At 56.7% G+C, this 24,160-nt stretch carries 10 protein-coding genes; 2 read left to right on the top strand and 8 right to left on the bottom strand.

What is annotated here, in order from left to right:
- Positions 1 to 73: 73 nt before the first annotated feature.
- The 4 genes from V1280_RS02405 to V1280_RS02390 all read right to left on the bottom strand — a co-directional run bounded on the left by V1280_RS02405 (position 74) and on the right by V1280_RS02390 (position 10,371).
- Positions 74 to 3,679: a caspase family protein gene (locus V1280_RS02405; RefSeq protein ID WP_334518639.1), complete on the bottom strand. Its 3,606-nt coding sequence runs from the start codon at positions 3,677 to 3,679 to the stop codon at positions 74 to 76.
- Positions 3,680 to 3,754: 75 nt separating this feature from the next.
- On the bottom strand, positions 3,755 to 7,294 hold the full coding sequence (locus V1280_RS02400) for a caspase family protein (protein ID WP_334518637.1): 3,540 nt from the start codon (positions 7,292 to 7,294) through the stop codon (positions 3,755 to 3,757).
- Positions 7,295 to 7,533: 239 nt separating this feature from the next.
- The gene (locus V1280_RS02395; protein WP_334518635.1) at positions 7,534 to 9,618 is read right to left on the bottom strand and encodes a caspase family protein; all 2,085 of its coding nucleotides are present in this window, start codon (positions 9,616 to 9,618) and stop codon (positions 7,534 to 7,536) included.
- Positions 9,619 to 9,747: 129 nt separating this feature from the next.
- Complete coding sequence (locus V1280_RS02390; RefSeq protein WP_334518632.1) at positions 9,748 to 10,371, bottom strand: DUF1353 domain-containing protein; 624 nt, start codon at positions 10,369 to 10,371, stop codon at positions 9,748 to 9,750.
- A gap of 352 nt (positions 10,372 to 10,723) precedes the next feature.
- On the opposite strand from V1280_RS02390, the gene V1280_RS02385 reads away from it, so the two are divergent.
- On the top strand, positions 10,724 to 11,524 hold the full coding sequence (locus tag V1280_RS02385) for a hypothetical protein (RefSeq protein ID WP_334518630.1): 801 nt from the start codon (positions 10,724 to 10,726) through the stop codon (positions 11,522 to 11,524).
- 631 nt (positions 11,525 to 12,155) lie between these two features.
- Here V1280_RS02385 and V1280_RS02380 read toward each other — a convergent pair.
- On the bottom strand, positions 12,156 to 13,439 hold the full coding sequence (locus V1280_RS02380; RefSeq protein WP_334518628.1) for an IS256 family transposase: 1,284 nt from the start codon (positions 13,437 to 13,439) through the stop codon (positions 12,156 to 12,158).
- A 126-nt stretch (positions 13,440 to 13,565) separates the two neighbouring features.
- Here V1280_RS02380 and V1280_RS02375 point away from each other — a divergent pair, with 126 nt between their 5' ends.
- On the top strand, positions 13,566 to 17,087 hold the full coding sequence (locus tag V1280_RS02375; protein WP_334518627.1) for a caspase family protein: 3,522 nt from the start codon (positions 13,566 to 13,568) through the stop codon (positions 17,085 to 17,087).
- A 234-nt stretch (positions 17,088 to 17,321) separates the two neighbouring features.
- Here the strand turns inward: V1280_RS02375 and V1280_RS02370 are convergent, their stop codons facing one another.
- The 3 genes from V1280_RS02370 to V1280_RS02360 are packed head-to-tail and all read right to left on the bottom strand — an operon-like array spanning position 17,322 to position 24,159.
- Positions 17,322 to 19,016 (bottom strand): nuclease-related domain-containing DEAD/DEAH box helicase, encoded by a 1,695-nt coding sequence (locus V1280_RS02370; protein ID WP_334538126.1) that lies wholly within the window; start codon positions 19,014 to 19,016, stop codon positions 17,322 to 17,324.
- A gap of 38 nt (positions 19,017 to 19,054) precedes the next feature.
- Positions 19,055 to 20,956, bottom strand: a complete 1,902-nt coding sequence (locus tag V1280_RS02365; RefSeq protein ID WP_334518626.1) for a DUF1998 domain-containing protein — start codon at positions 20,954 to 20,956, stop codon at positions 19,055 to 19,057.
- Between the two features lie 2 nt (positions 20,957 to 20,958).
- Positions 20,959 to 24,159 carry a helicase gene (locus V1280_RS02360; protein WP_334518624.1) on the bottom strand — a complete coding sequence of 1,067 codons (3,201 nt, stop codon included), beginning with the start codon at positions 24,157 to 24,159 and terminating at the stop codon, positions 20,959 to 20,961.
- Position 24,160: the final 1 nt, after the last annotated feature.

Genomic DNA, 24,160 nt, shown 5'->3' with positions numbered 1-24,160 from the left:
AACAATCGCCGGATGGTTTTGAAAACTGACATCAGCGATCGCAGTTCAAACTACGCCCGCTGATGCTGCCGCTCTATTGAACCGCAACTTCCGCGCTGCGCCGATGAAAATCAAACAGCGCGGGAGTCTGTGCACGGCGAACTACCCTCTGCTTGAATAGCGGATCGGGGTATGAGTCTCGCAGCTGCAATTTTCCTGTTCTGATTTCATCATAAAGCGAAGGCACGCGCTGTTCTCCATACTTCAGCCATTCTCCAAGGGTGACCGTTCCATCTCCGTCAAGGTCAGCTTTCCATTTTCCGCGTAGGTCTTTCGATCGCAGTCCATCCTGAATGAGGGCAAATGTCAGAAGCCCCTGCCCGACTTTTTCACTCTCAATGGCCACATCATCGGCCTGAGTGGCCGCCAGAATGCGAAGCCCCTTGTCGTAAGCGAGTTGGCCGAGACCGGGATCTCCCATGGGACCCGGCTTGAAACCAGGCGTATCCACACTCGCTGCGGAATGGCACGCGTCGACCAACAGCACAATGTCGCCAGCATCCACTTTTCGAAGCCAACCGCTCAGCTCCTCGCTCGAGATCATTTTGGCGAGACTGTTGGCATTAATCTCCCGACTGTCAGTCCCTGACGGAAGCAGATAGAAGCGGCCACTCGGGGCAGCGTAACCATGGCCGGAAAAAGAAATAATCACCAGATCATCGGGCGTTGCCTGGCGCAATTTTTCGATTGGTCCAATCTCCTTTGGGAATCGTCCTTGCTTGCGTTCTCCCTCGGCCAGGACCTCCAGCACCGCCCGGATATTCTCTTTGGTTGCGAAATTTGTCGCCGGGACTGCATCTCTGCCGACACCATGCGCAACGTCGGAAACAAGTGTAATCGGAACGACCTCATACCCTCTCAGTTGGCCCAGCGCAGTCGACAAGTCGACCGCATCTTTTGCCGCAAAGCTGAGGTTCTTTGTCCGATAAGTGTTCACTCCTATTGAAATGACGAAAGCGCGCGGATGACGAACAGAGCTGTCTGCCGGCACTACAAATTTGTCGTAACGCGCCGTCTCGCTCTTCACCCGGTCCTCGTTGAACGCGTAAGCCGCGAACGAGACTGGTTTGCCTGCGTCACCTATCGCCAGTCTGACCTCGAAAGTGTGGACCGCACTATGTTGTCCGTCCGGAATTGGTACCTTTCTATTACTCCGCCAGGTCAACTTGTCGTCCGTTTCAGCACCTGATTGTGCTGACGCGGGCCACTGCCCGGCCAACTGCCCCTGCCGGAATAACCTAACGTCATACACGTCTGTGCGGGTTTTCCCGTTACGCTGGCTCGGATCCTCCGCCCCGGAAACCTCTACATCCACGAGGGCCAGTTCCGGAGACGCTCCTTGCCTGACATTCGTGATTTGAACATTTGGTTGGACCCGATTCAACACTGCGACAGACGGCAACTGCTTGAACGTCTCGGCACATGAACCGGATTTGGCCATCTCCGCTTCACGGCAAGCCAGCAGTTGGGACAACAGACGCGGCTGGTAGTAGTCTCTCATGAATATCTCGGGAGCCAGCGGCCGAAGGGGCGCGTCCGAGACAATCCAGCCAACTGATCCCAGAGTGTCGAATGAACTGATGTCAAACCTGTTCTCTGAGTAAACGAACCACTGGCTTGGAGTGACAAGTATCTCAGCCAAAGGACCCGCCCCACCTCCGTCCGCAGGCCAAACGAACATATTGCCAGAGAGTGTCGCGGTCAGGATCAGCGCGCCAGGGTCGACAAAAGAAGCCAATGTGATGCTTTGACCCGGAGGAATGCCGCGGTATTGTACGTGCGTTGATCCATCAGCACTCGACAGCAACAGCAACTCTTTACCACCGACAAGGATCTGCGAACCATTCTGCGAGTATTCCGCTGTATAAAACCCTTCAAACTTTCCAGCCGTCCATAGTGGGCGCTCCGAACCAACATTCCATTTGCCAACAGTGCCGCTGCCGTCTGGCGTATAGATCCACGTTGCAACAAATTCCTCCTTGGTTGGAGAACGCGCTACGCTCGTGATCTGTCGTCCTTTTTGGGACCGGTACGTCGTCACGACGGTCAGCGTGTTTATATCGATACCTTTGACGGACCCATCCCATGATCCGGTAATTAACAAGTTGCGCTCGGGCAGAGCTGCCAGAGCAACAATGTCGTCGTCGTGGATCACCGGACTGACGACTGTTTCGGCCCTCCTTGACATGTCGAAAACGATCAGTTGCCCGGTGCCCGAGCCTGAGTGTCCCGGCAAACGTACGCTGCTGTCCTCCAGCGAAATCGCGACCCTCGTCTTGTCTATAGGGAATATTCGTCCGTATTGCCTGTGCGACGGATTAAGTCCAAATCTCTCCTCTTGGGCACCAGACACCGAATTATGGATTGCGAGAGTAGACCCGGCCAAGACCAACAACTGGCCCTCCTGCGGACCTCGCTGAACATCGCGAAGGTCGTGATTTGGAAACGGAACCGAAAATCTGATCTTGCTGGCTTTCAGATCGAGGCCGAGAAGCCGATCATTGTAGCTCAAGACAAGAAGCTTCTCCGAATCGACGTAGGTCCGCCTCGGCTGCTGCGTCATCTCCGGCAGTCCGACGGATTTTGCCTTGCGACAATCCGGAAAGGCGTCCCAGGTAACTAAGCTGGCTCCCCATCGAGCGATACCCAGAGCAATCCCTCCATCAGAGGAGACCGCAAGCCTGTCTATCGCGACCGACTTTTCGGGGCAAACAGTGTCGACACTTTCGCGATCCAGAGGAATTGATACGATGCGCGTCGTTTGAGCGTCGGCACGCGTAACACCATATATCCTCCTGGTATCGCTTGCGACGACCGTGAGGTCGGTCACCTCCTGACGGAAGTTCGCGAAATCAGAGATCAGCTTGCCCGTGCCAGCATCCCATTGCCGCAACGTTGAGCCAAGAGAGACACCGACAGAGCTTGAGGACGCCCCCGACAGAAGTTTCCGATCAGAATCTACAAACTCGAGCGCGGCTATGTCGTTTCGATGTGCGGCCACACTCCAGAGGAGAGTACCGTCCCTGACATTCCAGGCAACGATCTCGTTTTCCGTCGTTCCCTCCGGCTCTGCTCTCGGTCGCTGGTCCTTGTACCCCTGACCGGTCACCACAACGGAACCGTTTGCGGAGATGGCCAAAGCACCAATCGGGCCTTTGGTTTTAATGCTTCGGTGCAACGACCAATCGGCTGTGGACCAGACATACAGATTGCCTGCAAAGTCTCCGGCAGCAACATATGCTCCATCCGAAGACACCTTGACGTCCTGGAAGTCACTGCCGACAAGGTTCTTCTGAAAAGCCAGGTCTGGAAAACTCCACAGCTTTGCACCGGTTGAGCCGACCGAAACGATAAATCGTTCATGCGGGTCTATCGCCGTAGCGACAACCCAGCTCCCGTCCGCCGGAATCTCGGCAACGGTCAGCCCGGTCTTCATTTGAATGACGGTGAAGTGCTCCAAAGTCGCCAGAACCCCAAAGTTGCCGCTTCGCGAAAGGCTGATCCCGCGAACCGTTTGATTCCCCTTGACGCCGGTGGTTATGCGCACCTCGGGAGTTTCAGCGGCCCCTTGCACGTACCCCGTCGTCAGGCTCGCAGCTATGATTATGCCTGCTATACATATCCGCTTGATCAGCTGCATCGTTTGCTCCGAAAGAAGACGTCCAGTCCTCATCTCCACTGCTCAGCGCAGGTTTCGCAGGCGTTTTGACCGGCGTTAGCGTTTCCTGATTATCGCTTGCTCGACACCCCTGTGGTAGTCGAAGAGCACGGGCGTCTGAAGGCTGGCAACCATTGCGGTTATAAAGAAAGGATCCACAGTCGAGTCACGAACGACGATGGGGATCTTTCCGGCGCGCGCATCATCGTAAAGGCGAGGCGTCCGGGTCTCTCCGTATCGTAGCCATTCATCCAGTGTCACTTCGGAGTTGTGATCGGCGTCGGCCCGGAGCGGACCACCGTTTGCGCCGAGCCCCTCTTGAACAAGCGCGTATGTAAGAAGACCCTGCTGCAGCTTCCCCAGTTCAATCGCTGCCTGCGCCTCCTGGCTTGCCGCGAGAATCCGCATGCCCTTGTCGTACGCAAGCTGACCAAGGTCTCGGTCGCCCAAAGGGCCCGGCTTGAAGCCCGCTGCCTTGACACTGGCGGCCGAGTGACACGCATCGATCACCAAAGCGAGCTGTCCTGCGTCGACATCCTCCAGCCATTCACTCAACTCTTCGCTGGAAACAAAGCTCGAGAGAACACCCGGGGTTACGTCCGTAGATGCCCGCGCATCGCTGGGAACCAGATAAAAGGTGCCATCGCGCTGAGTGTAACCGTGCCCGGAAAAGGTGATTATGACCAGATCCTCAGGAGCAGCCTTCGTGAGACGGCCAGAGCCTGGTACGCCTGCCAATATTGAGTGTGCAGATTCATCTCCGGCAAGTGCCCGAAATACGGCTTTCAGCTTTATCTTGGAAGCATTCAAGACAGGCCGCTTGGAGATAAGAGACGCGCTGACAACATCGAAACCGCGAATGGCTTGCAAGGCTTTCGCGGTATCAATCGCATCTTTTGCTGCAAATTTCAGATCTCTACTCGTCTCCTCGTAGTCGCTGATTCCGATCGTAACCACATAGGCCTTCGGTTTTTTCAGAGAAGGATCAGCAGGTGCACTATAGCTAGCGCGTGCAGTGCCGCTCTTCGCGCGATCTTCGTTGAAGGCATACGCCGCGAAACGGATTTCCTTCTGCACCTTCCGCCTTGGAAGGCGAACCGTGAATTCGAATTTCGAGCCGACGACCCTCATCGCGTCTCGCCAGGATGGCGGATTACGTCGATAGTCAGCCGCCACATCAGGTGCGAGCCGCTTGACCAGTTGGTTATCCCGAAATAGTCGCAGATCGTAGGCGTCAGTAAAGATCTTCCCATTCTTTTGAGTCGGATCGCTGCCCTGCTCGACCGCAACGGTAACGACGACGTCATCAATGGTCTCGCCCGCCCTGAAACCGGTGATGCTCACTTTTGGCAAAACACGGTTCAGTTTCGAGATTTGCGCAACTGCCGGAAATTCGCTGTCGCACGCCTTGGGATCTTGCTCTATCGCCAGCCGGCAAGAGACAGATCGCGCGAGCAATCCCGGCTCGAGATAATCCCGCATAAAGACCTCCAGCGCGAGAGGTCGCAAAGGATCATCCGGCATGAACCAGTTCAGGTCACGCACATTATCAAGATCATTTGTATCGAAGCGTCCGTCCTGAGCTGCAACGGCCCAGCGATCACCGCCCAGTTCAACGAGTTGCAGAAAATCGGCCGGCGACGACAACGGATGCAGGGTCACCGTCCTGTCCGAATAAGCCAGAAGATCGGTCCCGTTTATTGCAAAGCCGACACCAAGAACCACTCCAGGACGCGTAAGCGTTGCGATACGGTCACCTGTGTTCACGTTCCATAGCGCTGCTGTTTCATCGCCACTTCCCGTGATTGCGCGAGATCCATCGGCTGACAACGCCACCGACCAGATCCACGCCTTGTGAGGAGCCAGCGAAAACGCTTTTCCTTTGTCGAGGTCATGAACCACAGCACGGTTGTACCCGTTTCCGTATCCAATAATCATTCGATGACCGCCGGCATCAAATGCAACATCCTGTACCGTGGCATTGATACCCGGGGGCGGTATCGCGCGCTTTTTTTGCCATTTCGGACCAGAGAAGACTGACACTTCGCCAGCCTCATCTCCGATGATCAGCTCGGTATCTCCAGGACGGAACGCTGCTGCGCGTACGATAGGAAAGCGATTCCCGAGGTCCGCCAGAATTTTACCGCTCACGGTCAAAAGGCGAGCTGTTGAGTAGGTCCCCACAATCAACTTTTTTCCATCGTGACTAAGTCCCACAGCTGTTATGCCTGAAAGACCTGTCAGGAAATCAGTAAGCTGCTTTCCCGTAGCGGCGTCCCAGACAATGATTCCTCCCTGCTTGCTGCCCGCGGCGATGATGCTTCCGTCGCGCGATATCGCGACAACATCCACATCATGTTTTGCGCTAACCGACAGTGCCTTTCGAACGCCCGTGTCGAAATTCCAGATCGCCAGGCCACGATCGCCGGCCACCACGAGGTTCTTCCCGGCACCGTCAATTGCAACCGGCTTGGCAGCACCCCATTCGCGTGAGGCACGGACGAGGCTGAAGCCCTTTTTGGTGAAATCCCAGACGGCTATCTTGCCATTGCTCAAACCGATCGCGAGCGATGAGCCGTCCGGCCGGAAGGCAAGGCTCAGTATCCGGCTTCGAGCCGTTTCATCGTCGGAAGGCGGCCACGGGACAGAAAGAATCAGGTTACCCGATCGGGAATCGCGAATGTCCACCACGCTCGCGTTTGCGCTATCGCTCCCATCACCCGCATTCAGGGCAAGCCAGCGCCCATCAGGAGACAATGCCGCGTGGTAGGCCGCAAGACTAAGCACCTCCTTCGCATCCGGCAGGCTACGAACGAACAGCGTACCCAGCGAAAGCGCGTACAGTAAGTCGCCCGCCGGCGAAAATTGAACCCACTTGATGCCATCCTTCGGGCCGGACCACGATGCCACTCCAGCTGCGGACTGGACGTCCCAGACATGTACCGCGCTCTCGACCTGCACGCCGCCTTGCGTCTCGCTCAACTTGTCTGCACCGCCTGTCGCAAGCCATTTGCCATCGTGACTGAAAGCCAGAGCATCTACCGAGTATTCTCTTGTTAGCTTGACGCTTCGTCTGGCATCCGAATGCAAGCGAACGAATGGCTTCGCGCCTTCGGTGGCAGGACCATTGCCCGCGACGGCGACGGTTGATGCACCGTTTGTAACCGCTATAGCGGTAACCAGATTTACCGATGTCTCGAGGTAACCCCGGGCAGCTCCCGTCCCGAGATCCCATCGAGTTGCGCCATTTGACGCACCGATGATGACTTCAGTTTCGTCCTTGCCAAACGCCACAGCGCTGACGCTGTTCCGCATTCCGCGAACATCATCATTCGATCCGGGAAAGCTCCGGATCAACGAACCAGAAGCGACATCCCATAACTTCGCCGAATTGTCGGCACTACCACTGAGCAATTGCTTGCCGTCGCTGCTCCAGACGAGGCTCGTTATGCCCTGTAAGTGGCCAACCGTCGCTACAAGTCGCGCTCCCTCTCGCGACACGAGCGGATAGGCCTGCTCGGTCGCGACCTGCCGGGCGTCATCGGCGGCACTGGCTTGTTGAAGACCAGAGCATGAAGCAAACCAAGCGGAGACCAAAACAAGGACACCGGTGCAGATCGCTGCATACCGCGCGCATAAGGCTCGAGCCCTGCACCTTGTACCCGTCTTGCCCACCGACAGCCGCCCTCTAAAGCGTAGCCTTTTTGTTCACAAGCGCGAGAAAGCGGGGCCTCGTTTCCCAACCTGCAGCTCGCCGGTCATGAGAGCCAAACTCGCAAAAGAGCAGTTGCACCTTCTTCGGCCGCCGCTCGTTTGTCAGCACCGGCACATGATGCCTAAGGTACGACCACAACATCGACAATTGCGGTCGCCCAACTATCAAGATCGACGGGACTCGAGTCTTTGGCAGCGCCACCAATTGCCCTTCTCTGGTAGAACTCAAAGAGCGAGCCGCCCTCTCCTTTGGCGCCGGGTATCGGCTCGAGAAGACGAAAGTCCACGCTGGAAACTGTCGTGGCAATTACCTTGTAACTTTCTCGACCAAGCGGAGGCCCGATCTTTCTGGGCGAGTGCATCACCATTTTGCTATGCGCATGCACCAGATCTCCATTCGGATTGCTTGTTATAAGCTCGGTATTTCCACTACTGCCAAGCATAAATACCGCAGCATAGAGTTCGCGATCACTGTTATTCCTGACCTCAACCTGGAAGCGCTGGTCGATCCGCATGGGCTCTGCCGTGTCAGCGCCGTCGGCTGGCTTCTGGATGATAACGGGCTCTGGACCACTTCCTGCCTCTAGATCCACCTTTGTGACGCCCACCTGGACTTGTTCGCGAAACGGTGAGGACTTGTTGTCCATGGCACGAAGATTCTCCTGCCTTGCAAACCGCTTAATGCGGTCAACAAGATCCGCAACCCTGGACTGGCTGGCAGCAGCAACAAAAAACTGAAAGAGCGGGGAATCGCCCTTCTCGGTGAGATAGTAGACAGCAGTACAATCCTTGGTCACTTTTTTGCGTTCCGACGACAGAACCAGCTTCCCATCATCAGCGCAGCCCCGACGAATAGCGACATTCCAGGTTTCGTTGCGACCGGCTGGTCTTACCCACTGGTCGTTGGACAGCGCCTCGGATAACTGGTGAAGAAGCCCTGCGTCATCTCCGGTCATCTGTTGCCCGGGCAGCTCACTCACATTTATGCGAAGTTTCTCGGAACCGAGATAGGGAGCGACAATGGTCACCTTCGCATCTTGACCAAAGGGCTTTGTCACCGGGCCTGATACCGTAGCAGTGGATCTCACATCCCCCAGTTTTGATATTTGTGCATTCGCGATCTTGTCTTTTTCTCCCGTCAACCTTTTCGCAGTGGGAGCGTAGATAGCCAGAAATGCTCCGTCACTCAGGCCGAGCGTCCGGCCCGTCGCGATCTCAAAAGATCCGTTAGCCGGTTGAGAAACGATTTTGACGTAGGGGTCTTCGCGATCGGATGCATCACCGAAGATCCGCCCTTCAATTCTTCCGACCGCCTGAGGGTGTTGATAAGGCAAGGTCCTTGCAAGCGAAAGACCTACATCCCTCATCGTCAGTTCAACAGTTGCAGCTGGCTGACTGTTTAAAACCTGCACGAGATAGAAGGTGAAGAAACCGTGGAACCTTTTCCCCGAAGTGGTGTCGATCCTGTCCTCGTAAGACAGCTCTTCGGCATGTGAAGCAGAGAGCAATGCGAACTGTTGTCTGCGCGTCAGGAATGAACCGGTTGCCTCGCCAGACTTCCGGGCGGGACCATCTACGCGGTCACCGGGCCTGAATTGGTGCGGGTTCGGGGGCGCGCTCCTGGATGTCAGCGTCGGGGAGTCGATGCCCTTGATGGCGCTACCGGAATGGCAACTGTCCAGAATGAAAGTAATGTTGCTTGTGTACTTGCGCAGCTCATCGAAAAGATCGATCAGCTCATTGTCGACAATATCCTTACCCCCGCTCGCGCGACTATCGTAAGCGACAAGCGTGCTGTGCGTACTGCCATCCCCGGGACTAAACTTGGCCCCGTGGCCGCTGAAATAAAATACGATCGTGGATTGCGGGTGCGTTGCCGCTCTCTCGATCAGGTGCGATTTGAACGTCTTGAGTATCGCCTCCCGCGTCGCTTGCTTGCCAATCAGCGTCACGACGTGGGCGGCATCGTCGGCAAACTTGTATTGGGATACAAGCAACTGCTTCACAAGGGCGACATCGTTAGCCGGTCCCTTTAGCGGCGTGACGCGTCCGCTTTTCTCGGGCGACGGAGCATAGTCGTCGACGCCGATAAGCAAGGCAAAACGTTCACCGCTCGCAGTTTGCGGCGCTTCAGCAGCGACGCCCTGTCGCAAAATTAGTAGAACGAAAATTGACGCAACAATGCACAGAATACGATGTCCAGCCATCACCAACATTCTATTGCCTGAGGCCAATATGGGCACAAAGCTATCGAGTTGCAGATCGAGATGTCTACACCCTTCCATTTGATTGCCAAAGGACTGAAGAGCTGGATGCGCGCCGCAACATTGGCAATTTCAGGGGCGGAAGACGCCTTGACGCTTCTTCCAATCCTCCCAACTGACTGCCGCGGTGGGCGGGAATTCCTGGAGATACCGACGTTCCCCCTGCTCTTTCAGTTTCTTGTTTTGATCCCAATATTTTTGTCCTCCCCACGAAACCGCAGAATAAATAGCCTCCACCTTGAAGGGATCGACCTTTAGATCCTGCATTGCCGCTTTCAGGGTACTGTTCGCTGCGTCTATCGAGCCGCTCTGCTCCCAGTAGAGGTAGTCGTGTATGATCGCGGCATAGGCGTATTCGCCGTCCGGCCTCAAAAACGAGTAGAAAAATGGCGGTATGCTCGCCAGATCGGTCACAAATCCCTTTGGAACAGTCACGTTGCTCAGCTTCCGTGCTTCTGTAAAACTCGGCGTCCACGATATCGGCTCGAGCAAAAAGTACATGGGCTCCCTGAAACGTCCCATGTACAAGGGCGAATCGATGGACTTTGCGCTCTCCGCAAGCTCGATCCATTTCTCCATCGTTACCGGACCGGCCTTGATCGGATCGGATTGCGATGCAGCCCTCGTCGAGGCCAAGGCAATCCCGCCAAGCGCCACACATGCACCCAAAGCAGTTCGACGATCGAAGTTGGTCATCGCTGGTCCCTCGCTTTTCTAAATTGCTATAGTGAAACGATACCGGTTTGCCTCTTCCGCCCAGATTGCGAAGAAGCCACCGGTCGCGTCAAGACCACAGGTTTGTTCGACGACTATCCGAGTGGCTTGACCACCTCAAGGCTCCCCTCAATCCAAGGCATTGATCTTTCTTGAGAAATACTCGAGGAGCACGTCTCCTAGCTGGGATCAACATCCCGCAAGACGACAATCGGCCTCCTTCCATAAAGCAACCTCGAGGCGCCTCCTGGTTGCCAGGCAAAAATATTTCAACTGAACTAGTACGGTTTTAAAAATCGACGTATCGTCCAGTTTTCGAGCCGGGGGGGCATTTGTGCGACCATTATATATTCTTGCTATCGGTTTGCTTGGAATTGAGCTCGCAGGATGCGGCGCCGTACTTCCACTAATGAAGGTCGAAAGGCCAACGGAGAATGACTTCAGGGATTTCGTCCTGGGTATTTCTGCCCATGTGAAATGTGAGCTCGGCAACGCTGTTGCGCTTGAGTATTCCGACGTAGACAAAAGGCATAACGCAATCGGAAAGTGGGCGGCCAAGGTCGCATTGACTGTTCGGGCTCTTGACAAGGGTGATGTTAATCCAGGCGTTTCGGTTTTCAACGCTGCCGCAACACGTACCCTTGCAGTTGGCGGTCAGTTTGAGACCAACGCAACCCGTGAGCTGACGATAACGTATTTCTGGCCCTTTGATGAGTTGCTGAATGCCAGATCAATTCGCCCCCCCGGGCAAGTTGATTGCGATGAAGTCAGCCGCGAAACAAACGTCCATGCTCCGATTGCCGGCAATCTGGGCATCCACGAGACCTTGAAGTCGGCCCTTGAGACATGGGACCACGGCCTCGCATCCGAACACATAAAGGACAGCCCGTTTGATACTATTTCGCATCATGTAACGTTTCAGGTTATCGCAGGCGGAAGTGCAACTCCCACCTGGAAGCTCGTGAACGTGACAGCCAACAACACATCTCCGTTTCTGAGCGCAACGCGAACACAGACGGATGACCTTCTCATAACAATGGGCCCGAATACACTCAACGGGCGAAAAGAGCTCGACTCGGCATTTCAGACCGAGCGACTGCGAAGCGTTATCAATCGACCGGGCAGCGGGGGATAGAATGCGAAATCTTGTCAGCTATTTCATAGCCGGCGCAGTCATAGCTTCGAATTTGACGTCGCAGGCCTTCGCAGCCGATATCTGCGTCAAGAGCCAGAACACGGGAGAGAAGCGGCTCGTGCCGGCAACCTACGGAGACTGTACCAAGGAGGGACCAACGGCAAAGGAAGTACCTGATGTTCCTGACACAGGAAAGAAGTCGAAAGGGGCATTCAGGCTTGCAATATTCGAGCCTGCCCAGACAACCGCCTGGTACACGAGCTGCTCGGGAAGTGGTGATCCCACAATCAGATGGCAGGGACCAAAGAGATCCTGTTAGGACTTCCTGTCACCTGAACACCAATGAAATCAGTTCAGTGGCTCGTCGACCGACCTGCTACGTCTGTGTGCAATCGAACCATAGATTGAACCACTCACTTCGATTGCTACAACCTTGGACTCTACCTCCCACGGCTACCGATTGCATAACTGGGCACTAGCATCGGGGATAGCTGCTATCTTCGTCGGATCTCACGGATCGTATCATCTGGATACAAGCTTTGGTACTGATCGCCAGTCAGCACGCGAACCAGCCACCCTAAGGAGCTAAGCGATGGGAGCTATCGCCAAATTTTGGTGACGGCCGAGCCGGTTAGGCGGCGGCGGTTGCGGGCTGACGATCAGCCGGCTTGGCGATGACCTCGATCCCGTTGTTGAATGTCACACCGAGAACGAGTTTTGGCAACTGGTTGTGGCCATCGAGACGACGCCAGCTTTTCTGCGCGGCCTCAAGCAGCTTGAAGACCATCGCGAGCGCCGTCCTGTTGGACAGGCATCCCTTCGATCGGATCGTGCGGTGGCGCACGGTAGCGAAGGTGCTTTCAATGGGATTGGTCGTCCGCAGGTGTTTCCAGTGCTCGGCCGGGAAGTCGTAGAACGCCAGTAGCGTTTCCCGATCCTTGCTCAGGCAGTCGGCCGCCTTCTCGTATTTCGGCGTGTAGCTCTCGATGAAGGCGTCGAACGCCAGTTCGGCGGCGGCCTTGGTTTCGGCCATCCAGATTTCCTGCAACGCGCGTTTGGCCTTCGGCTGCTGGCTCTTCGGCAACTTGGCGAGCACGTTGGCAGTCTTGTGCACCCAGCAGCGCTGCTCGCGCGTTTTCGGCCAGACCTCACCGGCGGCCTTCCAGAACCCGAGCGCGCCATCGGCGATGGTAAGCCGCGGCGGCACGTCGAGCCCGCGCCGCTTCAGGTCGAGCAGCAGATCGCGCCAGTCCTGCGTGCTCTCGCGGGCGCCATCGGTGAAGCCGACCAGTTCCTTGCGGCCTTCCGGCGTCGCGCCGATCAGCACCAGGATGCACTGCTTTTCGTCTTCGAGGCGTGCCTGGAGATGGATGCCATCGGCCCAGATGTAGACGTAACGCTTCGCCGACAGATCGCGCCTCTGCCATGCGGTGTGTTCGTCAAGCCAACCGTCCTTCAGGCGACCGATGGCGGATGCTGACAACCCGGCAGCGTCCTTGCCGAGCAGCGCCGCCAGCGCCTCGGAGAAGTCGCCGGTCGAGATACCCTTCAGGTAAAGGATTGGCAGCAGCGTCTCGATCGATTTCGAGCGGCGCATGTAGGGCGGCAGGATCGACGGCGAGAACCGGATGCGGTCGGCAGCGGTAGCGTCCGCCTCGCGATCGCGCACACGCGGCTGGCGGATCGCGACAGGACCGATACCGGTCATCACCTCGCGCTCCGGCAGGTGACCGTGGCGCACGACCCGCTGGTGGCCGTCCGCGGTCTTCAAATCGGCATGCTTGCCGAGAAAGTCCGCGACCTCGGCCTCGACCGCCTGGGCCAACAGAACACGTGCCCCAGTACGCAAGATTTCCGTGAGTTGATCGTCGACGTTTGCTGGCTGAATCAGCTTGATGATGTTATCTTTGGACACGGCATATCGCTCCTTTGGTGGAGAAGTGGAGGCGTCAAGCACCCCCACGATATGCCGCCTTTCCGATTCCCGCCGTCACCAACTTTGGGCGATAGCTCAGCGATGGGGAGGAGACTGACTACGGCATTGGCCTGCATCTTTAGCGCCAGCTCTCTTATATTGTGTTGGCGAGATGCCAGCTACGCGCAGGACCGTCGTGCAGATAATAAACCTGATTTGGTCGTTGAAATTGGTCACAACGGTCCGATAGAGACTGCAGTATTCTCCCCAGATGGTCGGTTCGCGTTGACTGGCAGCCTTGATCGCACAGCAGTGCTCTGGAACGTCTCGACGGGCCGCGAGGTGCGTCGGTTCTTAGGTTGTCCCTTCGGAATAACCAATGTTGCCATCTCGCGCGATGGCAGGCTTCTGGCAGCTGCGTGCTCAGATGCGCGGGGGCCTGTAATCATCTGGGAGTTCTCGAGCGGACGCGAGATTATGAGGCTGCCGCTGCCATACGCAGCAATTGCGTTTTCGCCAGATTCCTCTCACTTGTTGACAGGCAGCGGTACCCTAAACGATCACATGGTCCAACTTTGGGATTTACAGACTTGGCAGTCGATGCCCTATCCTGTTCAACTTCCCTATGCCCAGTCGGTGAGCTCGGTCGGATTCTCTACCGACGGAAAAAGAATTCTCGTCTCGAGTGGCGGTCACACTTTCATACTGGACAGATTTACCAAGAGTGAGGAGTTGGTTATTCCTGGTCCGCAGTCAACTTCACGCGCCCTTTTTTCCCCTTCCGGCGAATACATTCTTACTACGAGTAACAAGACCGCCCAGTTGCGGGACGCGAACACGGGGGCGGAGATCCGTCGCTTCATCGGTCATTCCAGTACAATTTGGTCAGCGGCATTTTCTCCGGATGGTAGTCAGATCGCGACTGCAAGCTGGGACGGAACAGCAATCCTTTGGGATACGCTCAGCAGCCGGCCACTCCATCAGCTAAGAGGGCAGCTATTAATAAGGCACGGCTCTGAAGTGTCAGCCGTGGCATTTTCCCCCACGGGAGAATATCTGCTGACCGGCGGGGGGGACGGAGCTGCGATCCTTTGGGATGCGCGATCCGGGGACATGATCAGACGTTTCGAAGGCAAGTCATCGAGGGTACGACAGATCGACTTATCAAAAGACGACCGACTGCTGGCGACGGCGAATACAGACACTGGTGCTACAGTGTGGGACCTTGCAGCTGGCACAAAGCGTCGGGTGTTCAAGGCACCGAACGATCGGATCTTATCTGTGACTCTCGATCCGAAGACCAAATTTGTCGCAACCGCGAGCGAAAATTCGGCTGTGCAGTTATGGGATTTAGATAGCGACGAAATGATCAAACGGTTTTCTGGTCACTCTGGGCCGGTGAATTCGGTCGTATTTTCACCGAAGGGAGATTACATCGCGACCGCGAGTGAGGATCGTACGGTGCGTTTGTGGGATTTGAAAAGCGGACAGCAAAAGGCGGCTCTAGAACACAAGCCTTGGCCTGCCGTGTTCGGCGTTCAGTCAGTGAAGTTCTCGCAAAGCGGTCAGGACCTGCTGACAGTGATCAGTCATGGAAAGGCGACCATCTGGAATATTGCATCGCGCGCAATCAAAAGAACTTTCGAGGAAGATTCGGTTAGTTCCGCTCTTGAGCTGATGTCCGCGGCCTATTCTCCCGACGAAAGATTCGTGGTGGGGGGAGCGTGGGACGGGACTATTCGTGTATGGAATGCAGAAACGGGCAAGAGAATTGGACCTATTATCGAAGGACACTCTCCGTGGTCCGTTAACGCGGCGTCGTTTGCACCCAAGAGACCGCTGCTGATGACCGCTAGTTTTGACGGAACAGCGGGGCTGTGGGACTTGAGCACTGGTCAGGAGATCAGAAGCTTCAGGGGACATAGCTCGGGTGTGAACTCCGTGAGAGCTACAAGTGATGAAACATTCCTATTTACCGGTGGGGATGATGGCACAGTGCGGATTTGGAATTTCGCAAACGGAAGTGAACTTGCTAGGCTAGTGGATTTCAGGGATGGAACTTGGGCAGTCGTTGCTCCAGATGGCCGTTTTGATACCAACAATCTGGAATCTATACGCGGTCTCCATTGGGCAATGCATGATGATCCACTGTCGATAGTTCCGGTTGAAATCTTCATGCGAGACTATTACGAGCCCCGGCTGCTGTCTCGTCTGTTGAGTTGCAATCGGGCGGAGCAATTGCGTCCAGGTGCATGTAATCAACAGTTCTCGCGTGTTCGCGAATTGTCAGAACTGAACCGCATTCAACCTGGAGTCAGGATAGTTGGCGTGCAGCGCGGCGCATCGGCCGATGAGGTGATGGTTGACGTTGAGGTGTCCAGCAAAGAAGATCCGGCGCAAACGAACCATAAGACTCAGACCGACGTGTATGATCTTCGACTGTTCCGCAATGGCCAGATTGTAGGGGAATGGCCTGAACCACGTGGAGGTATCGGAGGTGCGGAGAGCATTGAGAAGTGGCGCGCCGCGTCGAAAGTGCCCATGAAGGATGGGCAAACCAAGATCCTTCATAGGTTCATGGTGCAGGTACCAAGACGAGATAAGGGCAAGCCGATTAAGTTCACTTCTTACGCCTTTAACGAAGACCGGATTAAGAGTGAGACAGCTTCATATGAAAACTACAGTGTCTCCGACGACGTAGAGCCGGCGAAGCCACGTGCCTTCGTGATCACGATTGGGATCAATAGTTACCAGAAGCCCTATCGCAATCTCGATTTTGCCGTGAAGGACGCCAAGGATGTGTCTTCAGCGCTCCGCCAGATCAAGGATTATGAGGTCGTGCCTCTGTCTTTGCTCTCAGAGGCTCCAAAAGCAGGAGTAGCGAAACCTGTAGACCAGGCGACAAAGGCGAATATTCATGCAGTGCTTGGCGTGCTGGCAGGCAATTCTGACCGAACCGCGCTAAACGATCTAGCCAATGCTGACAAGCTGAGGAAGGCAACACCCGACGATTTAATCGTCTTGTTTTTCTCTGGCCACGGGCACACCGAGGACACCGGCGCCTTTTACCTGATCCCCTCGGCCTCGAAAACGGACGATTCAGTTGCCACTGGGATCCTGACAAATTTTATTTCTAGCGAAGAGCTGGGCGAATGGCTGCGTGAAGTGGATTCGGGACAGATGGTTATGATCCTCGATACCTGCCACTCAGCGGCAAGTGTTGATACGCCGGGTTTTAAGCCGGGTCCAATGGGTGACCGGGGCCTTGGGCAACTCGCCTATGACAAGGGCATGCAAATCCTGGCAGCGAGCCAGGCAGACGACATCGCACTCGAACTTAGGGGATTGCACAACGGACTTATGACCTACGCTCTGCGAGAAGGCTTGAATCTTGACGCCAGGGGCAAAGCCCGAGCCCGCCGAGACCTCGCGGGTGTCGGCACGGTGACGCTGAGTCAGTGGCTATCTTATGCCGAGAAGCGCACACCGACCCTCTACGAGGACGCGTTGGCCGGGAGGGTAAACATGCTGTCCCGCGACTCGGTGGTCGATACCAGGTTCATCAAATCGGTTCAAAGGAGAGCACAAACCCCTGCTCTTTTTGATTTCGTAAGGTCATCTACAAGTCCAGAAATCGTTCAACAGTGACCAGGTAACCTTGGAGTACTCGCGGTGATCGCGAAGGCAACAATTGCGCGTAGCTTAATCCTATCTGCGCATCGCGGTCTGTTTCGAGCTCATTTCCCGCAGATCCGAACAGCGCATTCAAGGAGCACTGAATTGGGCTGACCTGGAGCTGCGTACATGACTTCACCTCCTCGGCCAGCCTACCGTGGTCGGGAAGGAGCTGCCCCTGAAGCCAGTTCGGTCGCTTTGCCTAGATCAAGCCATCAGGTCCCGATCGAGCGTTTGCCGGTGCGCGAATGAGGCGGCTTGTTCCTGATAGGATATCTTGGCGCCCTTTGGCAGCAGGACGCGCAGCAATCCGCAAGCCCGGGACAGGCCAGCATAATGCAACATCGAGATTTCCTTCTGACCGATCTCCTCCATGTCGATCGCAATAACTACCGCGCGCTCAAGACCCTTAAACGCATGCATCGTAGAAAACAGTACTGCTCCCTTCCCAACGCCGATATCCGAAGCATCCAGGAGAGGATGCCCCCCGACCGAGGTTCGTTCGGCTAAAACCGAATTCTCGCGGCGACGCGTCGAGAGTATCGCAATGCTTTCCGGAGCTACGTCCCTCGAAGTGAGCGATTTTACAATCTCGTCCAGCTTTGCCAACGCATCGGCCGGCGAACCGTAATACACATTGTCACAGGGCGATCCATCCGGCGCTCCCTGCAACGCCAAATCTATGCCTGAAATGATGGACGCCTGGGTCGCAACCTGTCTGGTATTGCGGCAATTCTCAAACAGGTCATCGTATGCTGGAAAGATCGGAGAGAGACGCGCCGCAGCCTCGTTCTGAACGTCGCTGTCGTAGATATTCTGCAACGGGTCCAGGAAGAAATGCCAATGTCCCCGCGCAAGGCCATCCGTCAGAATAAGATCGAATGCATCCAGATTGTCACTGGTCAGGAGATCCTGAGCTTCATCCACCACCAGCGCATCCCAGGTCTCAAGCTCAAGCGCCAGCACGGCTTCCACAAACAGTTGAGGAAACTGGTGGGCATAGAAACCCGGATCCGGCGAGACCTGGGCAAGCCTGCCCGACAGCCCGGCCTTGCCTATGACTTCGGCGTAGAGCGCATGAACGTGCCGAACGTCAATCAGCGACGCGTTTGGTTCCTTCGCCAACCCGGACCTTATGTGCGAAGCCAAAAGTTGATTGAAACAGAGAAAGAGAACGCGCTTCCCCTGCCCGGCCAAAAGCCTCGCGCGCTCAACTGCAATGACGGTCTTTCCGGTACCGGCCTTGCCACGAACAATAGTCCTCGGGTTCGAAGCCATTCTTCTCGAAGCACGAATTTGCTCATTCGTGAGCTGCAGAAGCTTTGACTCCACGGCCGTCAAAAAGCCGCCAACGCTAAATGCCGACTCGACGTCGGGACGGAGGATCTGACGCGCCCTTCGGATCAGCGCCGGCGAAGGCGGGTCACCCGACCATCCCCGCGTCGCCTTCCACGAAACACTCCAGTGCCGCTCGAGCAGCGCGATGTACCTTGCAAGACTTTGACGAAAATCGCGCTTGTCCAGCAGCACGGCCGGCTCAATCTCGGGTCCGGTTGCAGTGAAGGTCTCCATTGGCATTACGACGCCATAACCGAACAACAGCTTGCCAAACGCCGGATCAGCCTCGTACAGCCGATCCTTGATCGCAAACATTGTGTCCTTGGCCTGTGTCCAGGGATCTTCCTTTTTCGTGTAGCCGCCGCGCCCCGGTTGACCAAAATGCCAGATTCCATCAGAGCAACTGACCGAGCCTCCTTTTACCTCCAGCGCAAAGAATCCTCTGGACGACAGCACTACAATGTCCGCTTCGCCCCAGATCTTCTTGCTGTGGCCGTGCACGCCAAGTGAGTGCAATATGACCCATTCTTCCGGAAGCTCGGAGCCCAGACGGGTGTAAACCAGTCGTTCGCTGAGAGTGCAGTCCTTTGGGACATCTGGAATCAGGACAGCCAGTTTAGTTCTCCTTCCATGCCGAAATAGCCAGGAAACCGGCGGTCTGCGTCACCAACCAGCATTGCGCGATCAAGCTCGCGATTGAACTTCTCGCATGCAGTTTCGGGGACGAGGAGACAACAGTGACATGCAGCTCCACTGACGCGATCACCCGCCTGAGCCGGATCGGTTTCCAGACAGACAGGATCGCTCCCGCACCACCCGGCGTTCCGGATTGTTCGGATGACGATACCCTCCAGCAACTCTGGATCCGCAAGTCTTACGAGGCCGCCGAGACTGCCGTCGGAGTCTGGGGATCCCGTGTAGATCAGAACCCCGTTCATCGCTCGATCGGAACCGGAAGGTTCGGCGACATAGAGGCGTTCACGAAGTGCCGACGACGAATATCCGCAATCGATCGTGATTTGTCGAATCAGCGCGTGCGCAAAGGAGTGCACCAGAAGCAACCGGGCGGTAATGGAATAGCTGCGCTCGTAACCCCGCTCTGCAGCCAGTCTTGCCGACTGGGCGTCAATGATTGCTACCCGTTCGGCGAGCCCGCCGGATTTCGCGATCCACTCATTCACTCGCTCGTGGTCAAAGCGAAGAAAAACGCCCTCACCCCGGATCTCAGCAGCCGGGAGCCAGGCACGCTTGCTTCTCGCGATCGGCGCAATCCGTTTCGCAGCAATCGCATCCTCGATCTTGTCGGTACTCACCGGGTACGGTTCGATCCTCGAAAAGCCGGCAAGAGCCCGGACCTCGCGAAGGCGGGATACCGCTCCGACAAGGTCGAACCAGGGACGCAAGGATTGCGGCGGCTGAAGGATCTCGTTGCGGAAATGCGGAACGATACCCGCCACCACAGGGTCATTGCGCGCAGCCGAAAGGGCCGCATACTCATCGGCGCGAGTGGCAAGATCGCTCAGATCTTCCTGGCCGGAAGCAAACCCGCGTTTGGTGCGGATCGCAGCTGCAAGCGGTCCAGGGTCTGTATCGTAGCGCTGCGCCAGGCTTGCGAGAACGGGCTTGAGTGCCTCTACCGGCAGCGCCTCGAGCATGTCCCAGTGGTGGTCGATGATCTGAAACACGGCGTCCGATACCGGCGGAATTGACAGGGCGGACGCCACTATAGAGAAATGGACATTAGAGGCACCGCGCTGGATCACGCGGGGAGCAGCGCTGCAGTCACCCTCCCGGTCGCGCAACCATGGTCTGTGACCACCACACTTGCGGTTACCCAGGCTGCCGGCGCTGAAGGCCTGCCCAAGCGACTCTCTGCTGTTACAAGCCTTGCATTCGACGAAGAGATCACCGAGCGACGCAGACTTGCCGTGCGACTTAAGGTAAAGCGCCGGCGTGGCACAGATTCCCTGCTGGCGCTGGCGATGAGACCACCAGCTCCAGGGAAAATCTTCGATGTGACCCGCGGAACATGCGAGGACGAAGCGAACCGGAGTGGTGTACGCTTTTACTCCAGTGCCATGAGCGAGACATCGCAGCCTGCTGCCGTCCTCATCCAGCTCGAACGGTTCACCTTCCTGGCCAATACGATGACAACGCGGGCACTCATGCCACTCGGGAAACCTTATGGCGGGAGCCGTCGACGCGGGATTGACCCGACGCGACAGAGGGATCTGCTCCGCAACAGGGGGAAGTCTGAAATGATTCACGCCCAGCTGCGCTTCGAGGCGTGCCTCCGAAATGGCGAGAGCCGGGCTGCGTGTTGCAGCTTCCCAATCCTCCTGGCCGAGAGGCATGAACGATCCCTTTTCGAGATCGACGATTGCCCCGATGCCGAATGTAGAAACAAGCTGCGACCGCCGTACACTACCCAGCGGCTCCACGCCCGCGGGAGCTGGCTTGTTTTGCCCCGGACCTGCAGCAGGACGACGCGGACGGGAGACCATCGTCAGGTCCTCCCGTTCCGCTGGAGGACAAACGCAGTTGAGGGCTCGACCTCTCGCATCGAGTTTGGCGTCGCCCAGGAAAGCGCGGTATTACGGTTGCCTTCCTCCGCAGCGAACATCAGATGCGGGGCGCTACGGCCGAATGGCGCCTTGCGCTCCCAGTAAAGCAACCTGGTGCCAGCGGACCGCCCATCCTGCGCTCGCAGCGCCCATTGGCGAAGAATTGCGTCCAGTTGCTCCTCCGTCTCTTGTCTTTCGATGTCATTGGATGAGGAGCGCGAACGCTCGAGAATAGCATCAACCAGATCCTTGATGCCTGGCATGTCCGCGCGGAAATCAACCGGGGCCTCGTCTGGCTCCATGCCCGCCAGGAGATGACGCACCAGCGTTGCGAATACTGCATGCAGTGCCTTGTCGCGCGCGCGCGGTGCCCACGGAGTGACGCTGGTGGCTTCTACGTTCCGGTAGAGTGCGGAGTGATACCCACAGAAGTGCTCGAAATGCGAAAGGTCCCGTGGCCGGCCGTACTGGAACAGTGTCACGACCAGGCCCTCGATGTTTCTGCCGATGCGGCTGCTCGACTGGATGTATTCAGCCGTGGATTTCGGCTGACCGTTGACGACCATCAATCCAAGCCTGGGAATATCGACGCCGACCGAGATCATGTTCGACGCAAGAACCGTGTCCTTGGGCTCGGGCGCGTACGGATCGTTCGGATCACCACCAAGTCGCTGTTCGAGCTCCACCAGAATGGCCGGCAGATCGCGGGACTGTACCCTACTGCTCAACTCGACTGGTTCGTAGGCCAGGTCTCGCGGTTGTTTCGCAAGACGCCCGGCAAGAAACTGCATCTGTCTGGGAACGTCGTCCTGCATCAGTACGTGCGCCCCGCCGAGCTCGCGCAGACTGTTGAAGTAGAGAACACAGGTCCAGAACGGGTCTATTGAATCGGGAGATACGTCCGGCCGCGCCCGCAGCAAGGAAGCCGCCTCCAGGAGCGCCGAGGCAACCGCCTGAAGCGCGAACTTGGGGCTTCGACCAGCAGACGAGATTCCGACATACAGCCGATCGGGACCGTCATCGTCGCGCACAGCGAAAAAGGAATCATCTGCGCTGAAACCCGGCGGTGGAAACTGGAGCACGGAGCGATCAAAGAGTGCCCTGACCTGCCGCTCCGCCTGACCGATTGTCGCAGTCGATCCGATCACCTTCGGACGGAGCTTTCCTCGCGTACAGATCATGTCGATAGCAGTTTCATACAGACCCGCGATCGTTCCGAGCGGACCCGAGATGAGATGCAGTTCGTCCTGAATAATCAGATCGGGTGGCAATCCACCACCCAGGCCGAACAGGCTTCTGATATCGGTTCGTCTTGGCAGCTGCGCAAACTTGTCAATTGTACCTATGAGTAGTGAGGGCGGCTCGGCATAAATTTGCTCGTCCACTGTCAGGACAGGAAGAACCATGCCGTGAGTCGAGCAGTCAGCTGCTGCACAGCGAAGCTGGACCTGGGTATCGCCGGGCGACATCGTCCACGATGTGGCAGGAAGAGCGGTGCCGCAGACGGGACAGCGCGGGAGCTGACGCGGTGTTGAACGCACATCCGCCCCGCTGTGCTCGCCGGCGAGCGCTTCAGCAGCAGCGGCCAGCTTGTTCGGCGTCGTGTCGACGCCTACGTAAAGCCCGATACTGATTGGCTTTGCTCCGAGATCGCCCCGCTCTATCCGGAGCATCTCGCAGGCACATATCAATGACGCAGCTCGCTGAAATTGTTGAACTGTGAGGAGGCGGAGCGTGTAGCGCATGAGCACGTCCACGCCGTGTGATGCGCTGCGCTGCGGTTCGCGCAGTCTTCTGAGCAGGATCGCGAAGGCAGTCAGTCCAAGATAGGCTTCCGTCTTGCCACCACCGGTCGGAAACCAGAGGAGATCCATCGTATCACGGTTCTTGTCATCAGGTTTGACGAGACCAGGCAATACCATAAGGATATAAGCCAGCTGGAAGGGGCGCCATCTCAGAGGCCGGGCGCGGTCAGCACGGACTGCAAACCTTGATTGCCGATCCATTGCCGAATTCGCGAGTGTAAAGGCGCGCCAGGCCGTATCATCCGATGGATCAGCCAGTGCAGAAACACCGGCGCGCATACGGGCTGCGGCAATCCTGCAGTTCTCCAGATTGCGTTCCGCCGCTGGACGGAGTGACCCCTCAAGCGGGCCAAGCGCCGAGACCAGTGTCTGAGTGATCCACTGCTCGTAGGTGGAGACGAATGCCCCCAGAGCAGTAATAACGTTCTGTCGATCGTCTGTCCGCTCGAGCCAGGCCGCATCCAGAAGACGCGGATAAGCTCCGTCCTTGTTCTTGTGATCAAATTCCGCAAGCATCGTATGACCGTCGGCACTCGTGCCCTTCACGACTGCTATCGGCAACCACGAAGTTGCAACGCTACTCACGCGTTCATTCTCGGGCTTACTCCAGCTCGCAGCTATCCCGTGGCCAACGGCATACTCACGTGCATGCCGGTAGAGAAGCGCTGCTGACAATGCATCGTCATCTCCTTCTGCCGGAGGCAGTTCCGCTCTCGGACAAATAGCCAGATTCTTGCCCTTCGACGCAACGAACAGGCCAGCCTGAAAAAGGCAACACGTATCGCGCGGCGTTCCCTCTGGTGCTTCTTCTGCAGTATTGATCAGTGTCAAAGTGAAGACCGTGTGATCCTTCCGCACGCGCCTGCGCACATGCACGGTTACGTCGGGATCATCCACAGAGCCTGCTGGCGTTTCAAACCGATTGATCCGCCAGGCAAGCGACTCTCCATCCGTCGACAAAGTGAAACTGTAATTCAGAGGTTGCCGTAACCAGTCCCGAACCTTGCCTCGCTGCTCGGGTTTATATCGGGCTGTCTCCGCCAGCGTAACATGAAGCTGCCGTTTCGCATCGGCAGCAAACGTGATCCCGATTGAGCACGGACGCATCGCGCGATAGCCCGGTACGCCCTGATCGCGCGCACCCTCCTCGGCAGCATCGGCTCCGTCGCTCAGACTCTCGTCTTCTGCGGCCTCAAGCAGCTCCCCCTTTGGCCACAAAATTCCCGTAAGGTAAGTGTCGGAGGGGGCGGCTTGCAAAAGCTCATCTGAAGCCAGCGGCCCGGCGAGAAGCGCTGATGAGAGAGCAATCAGTTCCGACCGGACCTCAAACGTTTTCACT

Origin of the sequence: Bradyrhizobium sp. AZCC 2230, assembly GCF_036924495.1 — a bacterium.
GTDB classification, from domain to species: domain Bacteria; phylum Pseudomonadota; class Alphaproteobacteria; order Rhizobiales; family Xanthobacteraceae; genus Bradyrhizobium; species Bradyrhizobium rifense.
This window is presented reverse-complemented; position numbering and strand designations above follow the sequence as displayed.

Excerpts from the sequence above, each read along its gene's own strand:
- V1280_RS02405 (WP_334518639.1), bottom strand. The coding sequence starts at position 3,679 with ATGCAGCTGATCAAGCGGATATGTATAGCAGGCATAATCATAGCTGCG.
- V1280_RS02390 (WP_334518632.1), bottom strand. The coding sequence starts at position 10,371 with ATGACCAACTTCGATCGTCGAACTGCTTTGGGTGCATGTGTGGCGCTT.
- V1280_RS02395 (WP_334518635.1), bottom strand. The coding sequence starts at position 9,618 with ATGGCTGGACATCGTATTCTGTGCATTGTTGCGTCAATTTTCGTTCTA.
- V1280_RS02365 (WP_334518626.1), bottom strand. The coding sequence starts at position 20,956 with ATGGTCTCCCGTCCGCGTCGTCCTGCTGCAGGTCCGGGGCAAAACAAG.